This window comes from Limosilactobacillus rudii (genome assembly GCF_014145455.1).
In the GTDB taxonomy this organism is placed as follows: domain Bacteria; phylum Bacillota; class Bacilli; order Lactobacillales; family Lactobacillaceae; genus Limosilactobacillus; species Limosilactobacillus rudii.
This window is the reverse complement of record NZ_JACIVB010000043.1, coordinates 39,961-55,921: the sequence shown is the minus strand read 5'-3', so window position 1 is coordinate 55,921 and position 15,961 is coordinate 39,961. Positions and strand designations below refer to the sequence as shown.

At 39.9% G+C, this 15,961-nt stretch carries 11 protein-coding genes, 2 rRNA genes, 2 pseudogenes and 1 riboswitch; of the genes and pseudogenes, 8 read left to right on the top strand and 7 right to left on the bottom strand.

Annotated features, from left to right (window positions below; translation table 11 throughout):
- Both H5S39_RS03370 and rrf read left to right on the top strand, forming a co-directional pair.
- Positions 1-2,673 (top strand): 23S ribosomal RNA (locus tag H5S39_RS03370); the annotation flags it as partial.
- Positions 2,674-2,761: 88 nt separating this feature from the next.
- Positions 2,762-2,878, top strand: a 5S ribosomal RNA gene (gene rrf, locus H5S39_RS03365).
- Positions 2,879-2,997: 119 nt separating this feature from the next.
- Here rrf and H5S39_RS03360 read toward each other — a convergent pair.
- A pseudogene (locus H5S39_RS03360) lies at positions 2,998-3,312 on the bottom strand (IS66 family transposase); the annotation flags it as partial.
- Positions 3,313-3,593: 281 nt separating this feature from the next.
- Here H5S39_RS03360 and H5S39_RS03355 point away from each other — a divergent pair.
- Positions 3,594-3,757 (top strand): annotated as a pseudogene (locus H5S39_RS03355) (nucleoside hydrolase); the annotation flags it as partial.
- A gap of 201 nt (positions 3,758-3,958) precedes the next feature.
- Here the strand turns inward: H5S39_RS03355 and H5S39_RS03350 are convergent.
- Positions 3,959-4,597, bottom strand: coding sequence for a phosphatase PAP2 family protein (locus H5S39_RS03350; RefSeq protein ID WP_182596922.1), 639 nt, complete (start codon positions 4,595-4,597; stop codon positions 3,959-3,961).
- Between the two features lie 140 nt (positions 4,598-4,737).
- On the opposite strand from H5S39_RS03350, the gene H5S39_RS03345 reads away from it, so the two are divergent.
- Together H5S39_RS03345 and H5S39_RS03340 are read left to right on the top strand one after the other, a co-directional pair.
- A complete protein-coding gene (locus tag H5S39_RS03345; RefSeq protein ID WP_182596923.1) occupies positions 4,738-7,044 on the top strand; it encodes a glycoside hydrolase family 31 protein in 2,307 nt (768 codons plus the stop codon).
- Between the two features lie 180 nt (positions 7,045-7,224).
- Positions 7,225-8,478, top strand: coding sequence for a chloride channel protein (locus H5S39_RS03340; RefSeq protein ID WP_182596924.1), 1,254 nt, complete (start codon positions 7,225-7,227; stop codon positions 8,476-8,478).
- A 49-nt stretch (positions 8,479-8,527) separates the two neighbouring features.
- On the opposite strand, the gene thiE is transcribed toward H5S39_RS03340, so the two are convergent.
- Genes thiE through thiM form a run of 3 tightly spaced genes read right to left on the bottom strand, consistent with a single transcriptional unit; the run spans position 8,528 to position 10,791 of the window.
- Complete coding sequence (thiE, locus tag H5S39_RS03335; protein WP_182596925.1) at positions 8,528-9,175, bottom strand: thiamine phosphate synthase; 648 nt, start codon at positions 9,173-9,175, stop codon at positions 8,528-8,530.
- Positions 9,165-9,989, bottom strand: a complete 825-nt coding sequence (gene thiD / locus H5S39_RS03330; protein WP_182596926.1) for a bifunctional hydroxymethylpyrimidine kinase/phosphomethylpyrimidine kinase — start codon at positions 9,987-9,989, stop codon at positions 9,165-9,167. The genes thiE and thiD overlap by 11 nt, the downstream gene beginning before the upstream one ends.
- Positions 9,982-10,791, bottom strand: a complete 810-nt coding sequence (thiM, locus tag H5S39_RS03325) for a hydroxyethylthiazole kinase (protein WP_182596927.1) — start codon at positions 10,789-10,791, stop codon at positions 9,982-9,984. Before thiM ends, thiD begins: the two co-directional genes overlap by 8 nt.
- 59 nt (positions 10,792-10,850) lie before the next feature.
- Positions 10,851-10,956, bottom strand: a riboswitch (TPP riboswitch).
- A gap of 114 nt (positions 10,957-11,070) precedes the next feature.
- Here thiM and H5S39_RS03320 point away from each other — a divergent pair.
- Both H5S39_RS03320 and H5S39_RS03315 read left to right on the top strand, forming a co-directional pair.
- Positions 11,071-11,376 carry a hypothetical protein gene (locus H5S39_RS03320; RefSeq protein ID WP_182596928.1) on the top strand — a complete coding sequence of 102 codons (306 nt, stop codon included), beginning with the start codon at positions 11,071-11,073 and terminating at the stop codon, positions 11,374-11,376.
- Positions 11,376-13,289 carry a DUF6933 domain-containing protein gene (locus H5S39_RS03315; protein WP_182596929.1) on the top strand — a complete coding sequence of 638 codons (1,914 nt, stop codon included), beginning with the start codon at positions 11,376-11,378 and terminating at the stop codon, positions 13,287-13,289. The genes H5S39_RS03320 and H5S39_RS03315 overlap by 1 nt, the downstream gene beginning before the upstream one ends.
- A 105-nt stretch (positions 13,290-13,394) precedes the next feature.
- Here H5S39_RS03315 and H5S39_RS03310 read toward each other — a convergent pair whose 3' ends face one another.
- Both H5S39_RS03310 and H5S39_RS03305 read right to left on the bottom strand, forming a co-directional pair.
- Positions 13,395-13,829, bottom strand: a complete 435-nt coding sequence (locus H5S39_RS03310) for a hypothetical protein (protein ID WP_182596930.1) — start codon at positions 13,827-13,829, stop codon at positions 13,395-13,397.
- Positions 13,830-13,839: 10 nt separating this feature from the next.
- A complete protein-coding gene (locus H5S39_RS03305) occupies positions 13,840-14,799 on the bottom strand; it encodes a hypothetical protein (RefSeq protein ID WP_182596931.1) in 960 nt (319 codons plus the stop codon).
- 140 nt (positions 14,800-14,939) lie between these two features.
- Here H5S39_RS03305 and H5S39_RS03300 point away from each other — a divergent pair, with 140 nt between their 5' ends.
- The gene (locus tag H5S39_RS03300) at positions 14,940-15,959 is read left to right on the top strand and encodes an ABC transporter substrate-binding protein (protein WP_182596932.1); all 1,020 of its coding nucleotides are present in this window, start codon (positions 14,940-14,942) and stop codon (positions 15,957-15,959) included.
- Positions 15,960-15,961 lie beyond the last annotated feature (2 nt).

Sequence of the window (15,961 nt, the reverse complement as noted above, 5' to 3'; positions counted from 1 at the left end):
GGCGAGCGAAAGGGGAAGAGCCCAAACCAGTAAGCTTGCTTACTGGGGTTGTAGGACTGAACAATAGAGTTACCAAAGTGCGACGTAGTCGCAACAGTTGGGAAGCTGTGCCAAAGAGGGTGAGAGCCCCGTAGACGAAACGTCACACTCTCTGTTCAGGATCCTGAGTACGGCGGGACACGTGAAACCCCGTCGGAACCCGCGAGGACCATCTCGTAAGGCTAAATACTCCCTAGTGACCGATAGTGAACCAGTACCGTGAGGGAAAGGTGAAAAGCACCCCGGAAGGGGAGTGAAATAGTTCCTGAAACCATGTGCCTACAAGCAGTCGGAGCCCGTTAAAGGGTGACGGCGTGCCTCTTGCAGAATGAACCGGCGAGTTACGATTGCATGCAAGGTTAAGGCGGAAAAGCCGGAGCCGTAGCGAAAGCGAGTCTTAAATGGGCGCAAGAAGTATGTAGTTGTAGACCCGAAACCAGGTGACCTACCCATGTCCAGGTTGAAGGTGCGGTAAAGCGCACTGGAGGACCGAACCCGTGTCAGTTGAAAATGGCTGGGATGAGGTGTGGGTAGCGGTGAAATTCCAAACGAACTTGGAGATAGCTGGTTCTCTCCGAAATCTCTTTAGGGGGAGCCTTGAGGTAAAGAATCGTGGAGGTAGAGCTACTGTTTGGACAAGGGGCCCGTCATGGGTTACCAACTTCAGATAAACTCCGAATGCCATTGATTTATACTCAGGAGTCAGACGATGAGTGATAAGATCCACCGTCGAAAGGGGAACAGCCCAGATCACCAGTTAAGGTCCCAAAATATATGCTAAGTGGAAAAGGATGTGGAGTTGCATAGACAACTAGGATGTTGGCTTAGAAGCAGCCACCATTTAAAGAGTGCGTAATAGCTCACTAGTCGAGTGATCCTGCGCCGAAAATGTACCGGGGCTAAGCATATTACCGAAACTGTGGATGTGCACTACGTGCACGTGATAGGAGAGCGTTCTAAGGGCGGCGAAGTCAGACCGTGAGGACTGGTGGAGCGCTTAGAAGTGAGAATGCCGGTATGAGTAGCGAAAGACAGGTGAGAATCCTGTCCACCGAATGACTAAGGTTTCCTGGGGAAGGCTCGTCCTCCCAGGGTAAGTCGGGACCTAAGCCGAGGCCGAGAGGCGTAGGCGATGGATAACAGGTTGAGATTCCTGTACCAGTTAACTGCGTTAACGATGGAGGGACGCAGGAGGCTAAGCAAACCGTACGAATGGAAGAGTACGGCCAAGCAGTAAGTCAGGATGCGAGTCAAATGTTTGCATCCGGGTTGACAAGCTGTGATGGGGAGCGAAATTAAAGTAGCGAAGTTGCCGATGTCACACTGCCGAGAAAAGCTTCTAAGGAGTAGTTAACTGCCCGTACCGCAAACCGACACAGGTAGTCGAGGAGAGAATCCTAAGGTGAGCGAGAGAACTCTCGTTAAGGAACTCGGCAAAATGACCCCGTAACTTCGGGAGAAGGGGTGCTGGCCGGAAGGTCAGCCGCAGTGAATAGGCCCAGGCGACTGTTTATCAAAAACACAGGTTTCTGCAAAATCGTAAGATGAAGTATAGGGGCTGACGCCTGCCCGGTGCTGGAAGGTTAAAAGGATGGGTTAGCGTAAGCGAAGCTCAGAATTGAAGCCCCAGTAAACGGCGGCCGTAACTATAACGGTCCTAAGGTAGCGAAATTCCTTGTCGGGTAAGTTCCGACCCGCACGAAAGGCGTAACGATCTGGGCGCTGTCTCAACGAGAGACTCGGTGAAATTGAAATCCCTGTGAAGATGCAGGGTACCCGCGACAGGACGGAAAGACCCCATGGAGCTTTACTGTAGCTTGATATTGAGTGTTTGTACTGCTTGTACAGGATAGGTAGGAGCCGTAGAAGTCGGGACGCTAGTTTCGACGGAGGCGCTGGTGGGATACTACCCTTGCAATATGACCACTCTAACCCGCAGCACTGAACGTGCTGGGAGACAGTGTCAGGTGGGCAGTTTGACTGGGGCGGTCGCCTCCCAAAAGGTAACGGAGGCGCCCAAAGGTTCGCTCAGTATGGTTGGAAATCATGCGCAGAGTGTAAAGGCACAAGCGAGCTTGACTGCGAGACAGACAGGTCGAGCAGGGACGAAAGTCGGGCTTAGTGATCCGGTGGTTCCGCATGGAAGGGCCATCGCTCAACGGATAAAAGCTACCCTGGGGATAACAGGCTTATCTCCCCCAAGAGTCCACATCGACGGGGAGGTTTGGCACCTCGATGTCGGCTCATCGCATCCTGGGGCTGTAGTCGGTCCCAAGGGTTGGGCTGTTCGCCCATTAAAGCGGTACGCGAGCTGGGTTCAGAACGTCGTGAGACAGTTCGGTCCCTATCCGTCGCGGGCGTAGGAAATTTGAGAGGACCTGTCCTTAGTACGAGAGGACCGGGATGGACATACCGCTGGTGTACCAGTTGTTCCGCCAGGAGCACCGCTGGGTAGCTAAGTATGGACGAGATAAACGCTGAAAGCATCTAAGTGTGAAACTCGCCTCGAGATGAGATTTCCCATTTCCTTCGGGAAAGTAAGACCCCTCAGAGATGATGAGGTAGATAGGATGGAAGTGGAAGCGCCGTGAGGCGTGGAGCGGACCATTACTAATCGGTCGAGGACTTAACCAAGGAGCGGTGGTTTATTGGAAAAGGGAATAGAGGAAGAGGATAATATTTAGTTTTGAGAGCATAAGCTCTCGTCCGGAAGGACAAAGAGTGTGGTGATGATGGCTTGAAGGATACACCTGTACCCATGCCGAACACAGAAGTTAAGCTTCAACACGCCGAAAGTAGTTGGGGGATCGCTCCCTGCGAGGATAGGACGTTGCCACGCAATTAGACCAACATGTGAAGTACATGTTGGTCTTTTTTTGATACCTGAGTAATTGGATTATTGAAAATTAAAGGGAAGTATGAACCTATTTATTACCTTTAGTTTCATACTTCCTTATTTTATTGATGACATTCACTCTGTACTTGCTCTGCCCATGGCAAATAAGCCTCAATGTCTTCACCATTGCGGTTTGGCAGCTTATCAAATAAATACTTAAAGTACTTGTAAATATTTAAATGGTTAAGCTTCGCAGTTTCAACTAGTGAATAATAGATTGCACTGGCTTGGGCCCCACGAATTGATTTCGCAAATAGGCTGTTTTTACGAATCAATGTTGAAGGTCGAATTGCTTGCTCAACCGGATTATTAGTCAATGGTACTTGACCGTTCTCAAAGATTCGGTAAACGCGCGCTTTTAAGTTTAACGCATTTTGTTTAATTGTAAGTAATCAATATCAATACGTTTGCCCTGGCTGCTCAAGATCTCCTATACTGAGACTATCATTAATTTAGTAAGGAGATTTTTATTTATGACAGAACAAAATAAAATTATCACCATAGTTTTAAAAATAATTTTGATCATTTAATTATATTATACTTATTGAAAAATTAGCGAGATGGTAATGCAGAAGATTAAGTATTTATACTAGACGGCTGGGTCTCCCTAAATAGTCATGGAAGTGTTAATAATTAGGCTTCGATGGGATGGCAGACAGAATGGGATGCTTTGGGGGATCCTGAAGCAGTTAAACGTGTATTTGCTTCAAAAATTGATATTCAAATGGTTGGCCTAGAGAGTACAGAAGAAATTCCTTTAACCCGGGAACACGATTACATTGGGCAAGTCTTCGCAAGTTTCCCGCAATTGATAGGTCAGGGATAGTCGTTGGTATTAGCAGATGAAGCAGATTCAACATATTACTTAAAGATGTGTTAAAGCCAGAATAAAGCAACTACTGGGCGTCCAATATCACTAGTAACTAAAGCTGATATTTTAAACTGATCAATCATTTAGATAAAACTACCTTGTTAAGGTAATAAAAAATAGGAACATGAGATAAAATTTATCATTTCATATTCCTATCTATTTACCGGCTTCGTTAGCCAGTCAAAGAAGCGATGACGCTGAGTATTTATTAATAACCACCAACCAGTAGCTAAAAGGAACCCGCCTATAACATCGGATGTAAAATGAGCTCGAAGATAAACTCTTGAATACATTATAAGTAAAATCCATAAAATGCTTACTATGATATATAGTGCCTTTACCCACTGCCTTTTTAAGTGTGGAATAATAATTGCTAGCAGGGTAAAAACAAGAATAGTTGTCGAAAATGTATGTCCACTGGGAAAACTATATCCACTAACCGTAATTAATCGGTGAACGGGGCGTAATCGAATAACACTGTATTTTACAAGGATAACTAAGCAGTATCCTAAGAATTGGAGCATTCCATACCATACACTGTCAGTAGCCTGTTTCCGTCGCCATAAAAACAACATAAGGCCAATTGTAATAATACCGACAGTTACAGGGTCCCCGAGAAATGTTAATTCAGTCAAGGCAAATGTTTTAAAAGAAGTAGTTGGTCGGGTAATATCCCACCCCCATCTGTCAATGAGCCGAATTAGTTGCACTTTTTCGACAATATTAACTAATACCAATCCAAATAAAAGCCAACAAAATAATCCAATAGTAACCTTTAGTTTATTATGCATTTTATATGCCTCGTTTGTTATTTATAATCATTACCTATTATAACATTTCTAATTTATTACCTTTACATGTAGGAAAACGTTTACATTTACAATAAACGCGCTACAATAAAAGTAAAACCAACTCAGGAAGGATGACTATTGTGAATAACCAGGTAAAGGGGTATGCTACGGCTGATCAAAAAATTACAATTAATTATCAACAAAGCTCCCTGACTTTATCAATTATTACGCCAGAAATTATTCGTGTGTTTCAAGATCATGGTGAAAAGGGCCAGTCTTATGCGATCGAGGGTAATAAGGTAATTAAGACTGATTTTGATCTATTTGATAAGGGTGACCATTTAGAACTCCTAACAGCAGCATTAATTGTCAAGATTTATGATGATGAAAAGATTGATGTGTACGATAGGCATGGACACCCACTTGTAATTGACTATCGTGGAAAACGTACGCCGATTGATCGAGGCTTAGACGAGGAACATGCAAAGTTAGTAGCTGCTGAAGGGCATGACGTTGCTGGTGGAAGCGATCAAGATGAAACATATTTCGAAGTAATTAAATCGTTGGCAACTGATGAGCAGATTTATGGATTAGGAGATAAAACTGGTTATCTAAACAAACGTGGATATGAATATGATAACTGGAATACCGATAATCCAGCTCCTCAAGTAGAAAGTTTTACCCGGCTTTATAAATCAATTCCGTTCATGTTGGGATTAAAAGAAGGTCATCCATACGGGCTATTCTTTGATGATCCATATCGGAGCCACTTTGACCTTGGTAAGGAAAATTCTAACTATTATTATTATTCCGCAGTTGCTGGAAACCTTGATTATTATATTATAGGTGGACAGCATTTACGGGACATTGTAACAAATTATACTTATTTAACTGGTCGTGTTCCATTGCCACAAAAATGGGTTCTCGGGTACCAGCAATCACGTTGGGGTTATAGTGCAAGCCCCGCTAAAGTAGAAGAAATTGCTAATAAGTTACGTGAAAATGACTTACCATGTGATGTAATCCACTTTGATATTGACTATATGGATGGCTACCGTGTATTTACCTGGAATAAGGATAAGTTCACTAATCCCCAAGAATTTATCCATAAGCTGAAAGACCAGGGCTTTCGTGTTATGCCAATTATCGATCCGGGAGTAAAGCAAGATAAAAAGTACCGAATATACAAGGAAGGCCTTAAAAGAGGATACTTTGTTAAAAATCCAGACGGAACGGTCTACGTTAATAAAGTTTGGCCTGGTGATGCCGTATTTCCAGACTTTGGTAAAAAAGAAGTGCAACAATGGTGGGCCGATAATTGTAAATTCTTAGTCGATAGTGGAACTTGCGGAGTTTGGAATGATATGAATGAGCCGGCAACTTTTGAAGGTAATATTCCTGACGATGTTATCTTTAGTGATGGTGAACATAAATCGACTCATAAAAAGATGCATAATGTATATGGACATAATATGGCTAAAGCAACTTATCAGGGCTTGAAAAAACATAGTCATAAACGGCCATATGTTATTACACGGGCAGCTTATGCGGGAACTCAGAAATATTCAACCATTTGGACCGGAGATAACCAAAGCTTATGGCCACACCTACAAATGATGATTCCACAATTATGTAATTTAAGTATGAGTGGCTTTGCATTTGCTGGTACTGATATTGGTGGCTTTGGGGCAGATGCAACCGCAGAACTGTTAACACGGTGGATTGAAGGGGCACTTTTCAGCCCACTCTACCGTAACCATGCATCGATGGGGACACGGTCGCAGGAGCCCTGGGTATTTGGGGAACCAACATTATCAATTTATCGTAAGTACCTTAAATTGCGCTATCATTTTATCCCATTTCTTTATGACTTAAGTTACCAAGAAACAAAAACTGGTTTAGGAATTATGCGTCCGCTTGTTCTTAATTACGATAATGATCCAGCTGTTCGAACAATTAATGATGAGTATATGGTTGGCAACCAGTTATTAGTTGCTCCGATTGTTCAAGAAGGGCAAGACGTCCGCGCGGTATACTTGCCAGAAGGTGAGTGGATTGACTTCTGGAATGGGATGGAATATGTTGGCAAACGTCATATCTTAGTAAAAGCGCCAATAGATAAGTTGCCATTGTTTGTCAAAAAAGATACTATTCTTCCGTGGGGACCTGAAATAAACCATGTGAGTGATGCGCCGGATAAGGCCATGAATTTCCGCATGTATGGGCAAAAAGGCGAATATCTTCATTATCAAGACAATGGACTTGATTTTGCATATCAGGAGGGTGAATATAACCTTTATCAGATTAAAGTAGATAATAACCAAGTTGATGTTACACTAATTAATGCGGGATATGATAAATTCTACAAAGAAATTACTGTAGAGACAGAAAATCAAAAGTATTCTTTTGTGTTTGACAAGCAGACCAAGAGATATATTCAACAATAAGACATTTGTAAAAACAAGAGATTGGTGAAGTACACTAGTCTCTTGTTTTTGTATACATTACTAATAGGGGCAAATTGATTGGTTTACATAATATTTTAAATTATATAAACTAATCAATTATCATTATTTCCATATTCATGATAAACTAGGAATGATTTACTTCTACGTAGGAGAGATAAAATGAAAGAGACAAAAAAGAATATTCCTTTAGCAGTTGCAACTGTTGCTCTCGGAATTATCGTTGGGTTTAGTTCGTTGATCCTAAGTGCGATTCTTGATATTACTGAGCACTATTTTTTGAACTTTAATGAAACTAATAGAATGCCGGTTAATATTAGTATATTTCCTATTCATCGATTCTTATCAGTATTTATTGGTGGAGCAATTGCGGCAATTGTGTGGTACTTACTCCAGTTACACTACCGTCCGGTTAGTATAAAAAATGCATTAAATGGTAAACGAATGCCCTTAAACAAAACAATGATTCATGTTGTAACACAGATTTTTTTCGTTGGAACTGGGAACTCGATTGGTCGTGAATTAGCGCCACGAGAGGCGGGGGCAGCAATTGCTCAAAAGTGGGGAAAGGCTCTTGATCGTTATCACTTGTTCCACCTTGATTCAGAAGATAAACGGTTGTTGGTTGCTGCAGCTGCGGGGGCAGGATTCGCCGGTGTCTATATCGCACCAATTACGGGAACTATTTTTTGCTTAGAAATACTATATCAGCGGATTAATGCACGGTCGGTCTCTGTTAGCCTTATCATGTCAGTGATTGCAACAATGATTGGTTCAATTTTAAAAGGGTTCGAGCCTTACTACATTGTTGGTAGTCGGAACTTTTCACTAATTTCGGTACCGTTTGCTGTTATCCTTGGCGTCTTATTAGGAGTTGCAGGAACATGGTTTAAACGGGGAGTAGCAATTGCATCTGCTCATCGTGTAACTAATAATCATTTATTTTGGCAATTACCATTACTTTCCTTATCGACTGGAATAATCGCTGCTTTTTACCCTCAGATTATGGGAAACGGACGCGGTTTAGCACAATTAGCAATGAATACAACGACAATTGATAAACAAATACTTTTAGCATTACTTTTTGGCCTATTTGCTAAGGTAATTATTACCTTATTTACAATTAAGTGTGGGGGCTACGGTGGGACACTGACACCATCAATTGCCGCCGGAGCTGTGATTGGTGTTCTTCTTGGAATTCCTTATATTCATCTATTTCCTTTAGTAACGTTAACGCAGTGTGCGGTAATTGGAGCAACTTTATTTCTAGCTGCATCCCAACAGGCACCATTAATGGCATTATTCATGCTGTTTGAAGTTTGCCACCTAAACTTTACGGCCTTTATTCCTTTAGGGATTGGAGTAGCAATTTCAATTGGTATTTCAAAGTGGCTACAGGGAGCAACAAAAGAATAATAGCGATTTAAAATGATGTAATTTCTAATCATTTTAAATCGCTATTTTCTTATTTATAAAGAGATTTCATTTGTTTGATGGTTGCCACTAAATCATCGCTATTAAATATTAACGAGATTACACCCAATCCTGCAACACCTGTTTTATGAACTGCTTGCATATTTTCCTCAGTAATACCGCCAATTGCAACGACCGGGTGAATACTTAATGTATTTAACCGGCTTAGTTCACTTAAGCCAATTGCAGGGTCAGCATCGGCTTTGGAAGTTGTAGGAAAGACAGGACCACAACCGATATAATCAACAAAGTCCATTAAATTAGCATGCTCAACTTGTGCCGGTGTATTGCAAGAATAACCAATAAACATTTGGTGACCAACGGCAACTGAAACTTGATCTACCTTTGTATCATTTTGACCGATGTGTACTCCATCAGCATTAATTTGTTGGGCTAATCGATAATCGTCATCGACAATTAATGGAATGGCATAGTGAGTACATAGGGTGCGTAATTGCAGGCCAAGATCAATTCGTTCATTTGGTCGGAGGGTGGAATTACCCTTTTCGCGATATTGAAAAGCTGTAATACCATTTTGCATCGCTAATTCTACTTTCTCAAGGAAAGCGTCAACATCATTATGAACATCTTGAGTACCACCAACTAAATATACTTGTAACGATTGTGAATCAAATACCATTTATATCGTCTCCTTCAACTTTAACCCAGTGATTCAATGGACCATGGCCATGACCAACATTGATACCCTTTTGAATCGTTTTTTCGACATATGTCTTACCAATCATAATCGCTTGTTCCATTGAATGGCCTTTAGCAATTTCAGCGGTAATACAAGCAGAAATTGTATCACCGGTTCCATGTGTATTTTTAGTATTGATTCGTGGTGCTGTTAACCACAAGTCGTTTCCGTCTTCGAAAAGGACATAATCATCAGCATGGTCCTTATTTTGTGCATGGCCACCTTTTAGTAGAACATTTTTTGCCCCTAGTTTTTGAAGCTCTTTCGCCACGCTTTTAATATCATTTTTATCCTTAATTGTCATTCCCGTCAACTCACATGCTTCAGGAATGTTAGGAGTAATAAGACTGGCGAGGGGTAGTAATTCATCTCGAACAATTGTAATTGCATCATCACTTAACAGTTTTGCGCCACCTTTTGCGACCATTACTGGATCTACAATAAGTGGACCAAAGTTATATTTTTTTAAGTTACGGACTACTGTTCTAACTCGTAAGGGATCAGCAAGCATTCCTGTTTTGCAAGCACGAATTTTTAAGTCATTTGCAATTGATGCAAATTGTTCATCAATTAATTTTTCCGGTACTGGCATGGCATCCTGGACACCAAGGGTATTTTGGGCAGTAACAGCAACTACCACCATAGCCGCATAAACGCCTCGCATTTGCATCGTTTTGACATCAGCTGGAATTCCGGCACCGCCTCCGCTATCAGTACCAGCAATTGTTAAAACTTGAGGGTAATCATTAATCAAGATAATCTTCCTCGCTTTCTTCTAAGAAATCTAATAAGGAGTTTGTATTCATAATCGAAAGTTGATCAAAAAACTGTACTTGCCATGATCCAAGACCTGCTGAATAGCGGTTGGCAAGAACACCAGCAGCTGAGATAAGAACAGTGGCAACAATACAAGCATCCCATATATCAGTAGTAATTCCAGCAAATGCTGCTACTATACTTGATAACATATCACCACTACCAACATTTGTTGTGAGCATTTCAACTGTAAAGGGATTCTGGTATAAAACTTGGCCATCAGTTATTAAGTCAGTTTCGCCAGTTAAGATAACAATTGTATGAAACTGCCGTGCGCATCGTTCAGCAATTTGGACCTGATTAGGAACAGTTCCTGCATCAATTCCATGACTCTTGCCGTTAATCCCGATGAGGGCAGCTATTTCGCTAGCGTTTCCTTTAATAACATCAAAATGAAATTCTGTTAATAGGCTTTGCGCTATTTTCATTCGTGAAGGGACTGCGCCAACCGCGACCGGATCAAGGATTAATGGCTTATGATGATTTGCTTCTTGCAGGGTTGCCTTTATTTGCATTAGTTGTTGCTGGCTAATGGTTCCAAGATTGATCGCAATCGCATCTGCTAATTCAACCATTTCAGCAGCCTCATTTACCTCGACAGACATGATTGGTGAAGCTCCAATAGCGCTTACCGCATCGGCAACTTTATCTATTGTTACTAAGTTCGCCAGTGTAAGGATAATTGGGTTTTTAGTCCGTAGTTGATCAACAAGGGACCAATTGATTTGATGTTTGACCATTAAATAACTCCTTAAAATAAAATGCCCAAGATAAGTGGGAAAAACTATCTTGAGCAATAAAACTTATGATACGCATTCCCTACGCAAGTATTAACTTACAGGTTCTAGGGTCCATACATCACTGTATATCTCAGCCCAGCAATATGGGCACCCCTATGCAAATAATTCTTTAATACTAGTATACCGCATCCATTGCCAAATTAATAATCAAAGATAATTGGCAAAATGATTGGATGATTGTAAAATGACACTAAAACATATAAAATTAGGAGAATATTAATGCAAGAAGAATTAAGACAAACAACTGACAATGCTGAAGTTATTATAGTAGATGACAAGACGGGTCGTAAATTAGCATTTAGCAATGGCGGTATCGATGGGGAATTTGAAATTATCGTAACCGATAAGAAGCCCGTTCCAGCATTATTTCAGCCAGTTGGAAAATTAGAACTAGGTAGCTATACAATTAAGGGAAATTATGCCGGAAAAGACTATCGTGAGATAAAGCTTGATGGAGCTTATACAGTGTATGGTAACCCGGAAGATGGTAATGTTATGATCGTTAAGAAAGATGGGGATAAATAGTGTATATTAACGTAGCAGGGAAGGCAAAGAATTTATTTAATAATTACCAGCAAGCTGAAAATGATACAACAACGGCGATTGCTCAAGCTAATCCTCTTTTTTCATGGCATGTGACGTACTTTACAGTTCAGCATAAGAAGTATCTTGTTTTTCTAAATGATGCAACAACAATGGCTGTTATTTTGTATGACGTCAATGCAAAAAATAAACAACATATCAAAGAACGGTTTGAAGCAACCTTAAAAGCTGTTTGGACAGGGCTTGGCCTTTCAATTGATGCATTTAATAAATACCTTGCGGCTAGTAATGAATGGCAAATTAATAAAACAATTGATCGCTCACAAATGGGCTCCTTAGTTTTACTATGTCGTGATTATGCGAAACCCTTAGCTGATACGATGGATGAAGTTGGCCTTTCTCAACGCTTAACGACGATAATGAAGCGTCATGGTAATGGTTATATTAATGAGAGCGACACACTAACGATAATAACTAATGCACAACCATTTAAGGTTCAATATGCAAAAACACCAATGCAGCCAGATAATCATGATGAGCTTGAACATATTATTGATCAGTTAGATAAGCTTAGTTCAACAAACTATGATTTTGCTTCCTCTAAGCAGATCGACCAAGCAACTAGCAAAATTCAAACATTAAATAATCAGCTCCTTGATATCTTTTTAAATGATATTCGTGGTGAATATAGTAGTAAAACAATTAAGAGCTATGAAGGCAACCTTAAATTCTATTTAAACGAATGGTTAGCTTATAATTTACAAGCTTTCTTTGACTTTAATAGTGCAGATGTTGAAGAACTGCTATATCATGGATCATCAAGAAATGAGATTAAAAATATTGAACGGGCATTGAAGCGCTTAATGCATTACTTACATGATAAAGGTGTCATTGACGATGATGATCATGATGAATACATAGCGCTTATAGATCAGGGTGATTCCATCAATAATTCCGACGATAGTTATTTTAGCGACGATTTTGTAGATGGCGATGATTTAACATTCAATACTATTAATACAGACTTGCCGACTATTTTTGACGGACGGACAGATCAATTAATTGATGATTATTTTGCTTCATTTGCGAGTATGTATGGGGTTATTTCGGTCCGTCATGCTTTTCAAATAATTAAAGCGCAGAATCCGCAGTTAAATTTAAGTGAGCAAAAATTTAAACAGTATGTTCAAGATCGAATTGGCGAGCAAGAATTACGTTACTATTTATTAGACCTTAATCAGATGGCTGATGATCTTAATCTTGATGAAACATTTGAAAAGGGAATTTTTATTGCCTATTCAGCATTGTTGACTGATTGTCGACGCTTGATAAAACTTTATAATCACCAGTTAGGATTGCAATATTATGTTCCGGAAAAAGCAGAAATTATGCGTTACAAATACGATGACTATTTTGACCTTTTTGATCTCCGAGAACAATTGGACAAATTATTTATGACACGATATCAATTAACAGGAAGCAATCTGCAAGGGGCCGTTTTTATTTGTATTTATGGGATGAAACTAGGTTTGTATCAAGATTTAGATTTAGTTTCAATGGCAGAAACAATTAACCGAATTATCAAAATGTTGAATGATACAATTAATCTTAATATTACTCCTGATAAGAGTAGTGATGAATTGATTAAACTATTATTATTAATAGCAGCTAATATTCGGCGCCCGTGGAATCGGGGATGGACCAGTGCTGAAATTAACAGTATTCCGGATGTTGCTGCGATGTTTAATGCTAATTATCCGGCCTTGTCAGCGGAGACAATTGAAGCAGTTAAACAGGGGCAAATTGATCGGCAAGAGTTAATTTACTACATTGAAGATAGTGATTTACCTATTGCCAAGATTAATAGTCTTCGCAAGCAAATCAAAGAAATATAAATGCAACGCAGTATAAGTCCTTTAAATTGATAAGGGGTTGTGACATAGGCCATTCATGGTTTGTGTCACAACCCCTTGTTCGTTATTAAAGAATAGTTTATGAAATTACTTTTGATTACGAATCATATCACCGATATGTTCATCGAAGTACCCAAGACGGTTAACTTCTAATGTTTTTAAATAAGCTATTAATTCAATTGCTGAACTGGGACTTAATTCATTAACGGCGTTTAATCCCATCCCCGTTGGCACTGTTTCACTCATTGCCGTAATTCGGTTGCCATCTTCAATTTGAACTTGGGAGCAACTAATAGCCCAGTGATTGTTTATATTAGGTGCAAAAATAAAGAAGAGGTTAAAGTCGGTTGAAAGATAGGCCGGCAATGCCCAGGCGATATCATCTAGTCTTTCGGGCAAAAGATCTCCTTGAAGGGCAAATTTATCAATATTTTTGGCAGTTGGCTGAACGTTTAACATAAACATTGTATTTTCGAATTCTTTCATTCCCAATTTCATTTCGGGAGTAATTTGTGGGTGCATTGTTAATCCCCTAACTAAAGTTTTGCCGGTAGTAATCATATTTATTTTTAATATCTTTAAGTGGCTCGTCCATTACGTGTTCTACACCGTGTACATCAACCTTAAAGTGGTCAGTGATAATCTGATTAAATTGTAACCGTAAGCGCGGATGTTTAGTGAAGATTGATTCGAGATTAGTTGACATAATATCAAGGCTATCAACATAATCAGGAACGAGCATTTTCTCTAGCTCCCCAAAGACGTCAGCTAAGACTTCCGCATAAGCGTGGTCGGCATATTTCAGTTCGTTCTGTTCTAGCTCATCATAATACTGCTTTGTTGAAAGGCCACGTTTATTTTTTATATTATATTGTTCATCGTATTGGTGTGTAAGGTAAGAATCCCAGTCGCGATAGCAATAGGTAATCATTTGTACCACAAGTTTACGTCCGTCATGAGTTACATTTTCTGGTATCATCTTGCCTGCTGGATCAATTAAATACGGGCGAATTAATTGTTGAGTGACAAGATAGTAGAAAGTATCAGGGATAAGGTCGCGGTCTTTTGTATTCTCATATAATGGGCCTTCACCATCTAATTTATTGAGCTTTCGTAAGCTTTTGCGTGTTTGATCGACGGCATAGATGATGTCTTCAATTTCTTGGTCGATTATTTGGTGTTTGCTAATTACTTGTAAAACGTTAGTATATAGCCGGATAAGGTTATGCAACTCAGATTGCTGATTGGGGAAAAAGCCATTCTGATGTTGGTATTTTCGGGTTTCTCTTTCAAGTTGTTCTTCGATTGCAACAGCCCGTCGTTCAACCTTTACCGACAGCGGTTGTTCGGCAAAGCTCTCTTTAGCAACTGTATGGACTGCGGACCTGATAATCGGCCGCATTTCTTTAAAATCGGGAAAATCAAAGAAGTTTTGAAAATTATTCTCAAAGTTGATGTGTTGGTAAACTGCTTTTTTTAGGTTCCGTTCCATGCTAAACCTCCTGAATCTTTATCCTTATTGTAGTAACTAACAATAAAAAAGAGTATTAGGGAAATAGATGAAATTACTGATTTAACTATTATATGAGATAGAATACAATTAATGATGGAGCAATAGTAAAGGAGATTGACATGAAGAAAAAAGTATTAAGCGGTTTATTGGTTCTTTTATTATTACTAGGAATTACCAGTCCAGCACTAGCCAGTTCGACGCGACAGGTTAAAGACATGGAAGGTAAAGAAGTAAAAATTCCTAAAAAAGTAAACCGGGTAGCTGACTTATGGCACGCTAATAATCAGGTTGTATTATTACTTGGCGGGCAAAAGAAGCTCGTAGCGACAACACCTCTAGTAAAGAGACAACATTGGTTTACAGTTGTCGATCCTGGGATAAAAAAAGTGGCAGCACCATTAGCCGGTAATCAGATTCAAATTGAAGAATTAATTAAGACCCGTCCCGATGTTGTGATTACGTCCGACCCAGCACAATTAAAGACTGCTCGTGATGCAAAATTACCAACAGTCAATGCAATGTATACTGACTTTGCAGGGTTAAAAAAATCGGTGACATTAACAGCAAACATTCTTGGTGGCGATGCTCCGAAAGTTGCTCGTGAATACAATCGTGAACTGTCAGCAAATATTACGAAAGTAAAAAGCAACCTAAAAGAGATTAAGCACCGACCAAAAGTGTTGCATATTGTTAATGCAGCTGATGTAACTAAGGTTGATGGTCAAAGAACAATCGTTAATGAATGGATCACGCTTGCGGGTGGTCAAAATGTTATTAAGAAAAAGGGAAACCAATTATCTATTACTGCAGAAGAAATTATAAAGGCAAATCCAGATATAATTATTGTGGGAAGTAGTACTGACAAGCAGGCACGACAAGCATTGAAACGAAATAAGCAATTGCAGCAATTAAAGACAGTTCGTGAAGATAAAGTTTATGGCAATCCGCAAGGGACTTTCCCGTGGGATCGATATAGTGCAGAAGAAGCACTACAGATCTTGTGGGCAGCTAAGAAAATACACCCAAATGAAATGAAAGATGTTAACATGGTTAAAGAAGTAAAGGACTTTTACCACAAATATTATCATTATAATTTAAGTACGCGCCAAGCTCAGCAAATTTTAGCAGGCGAAAATTAAAA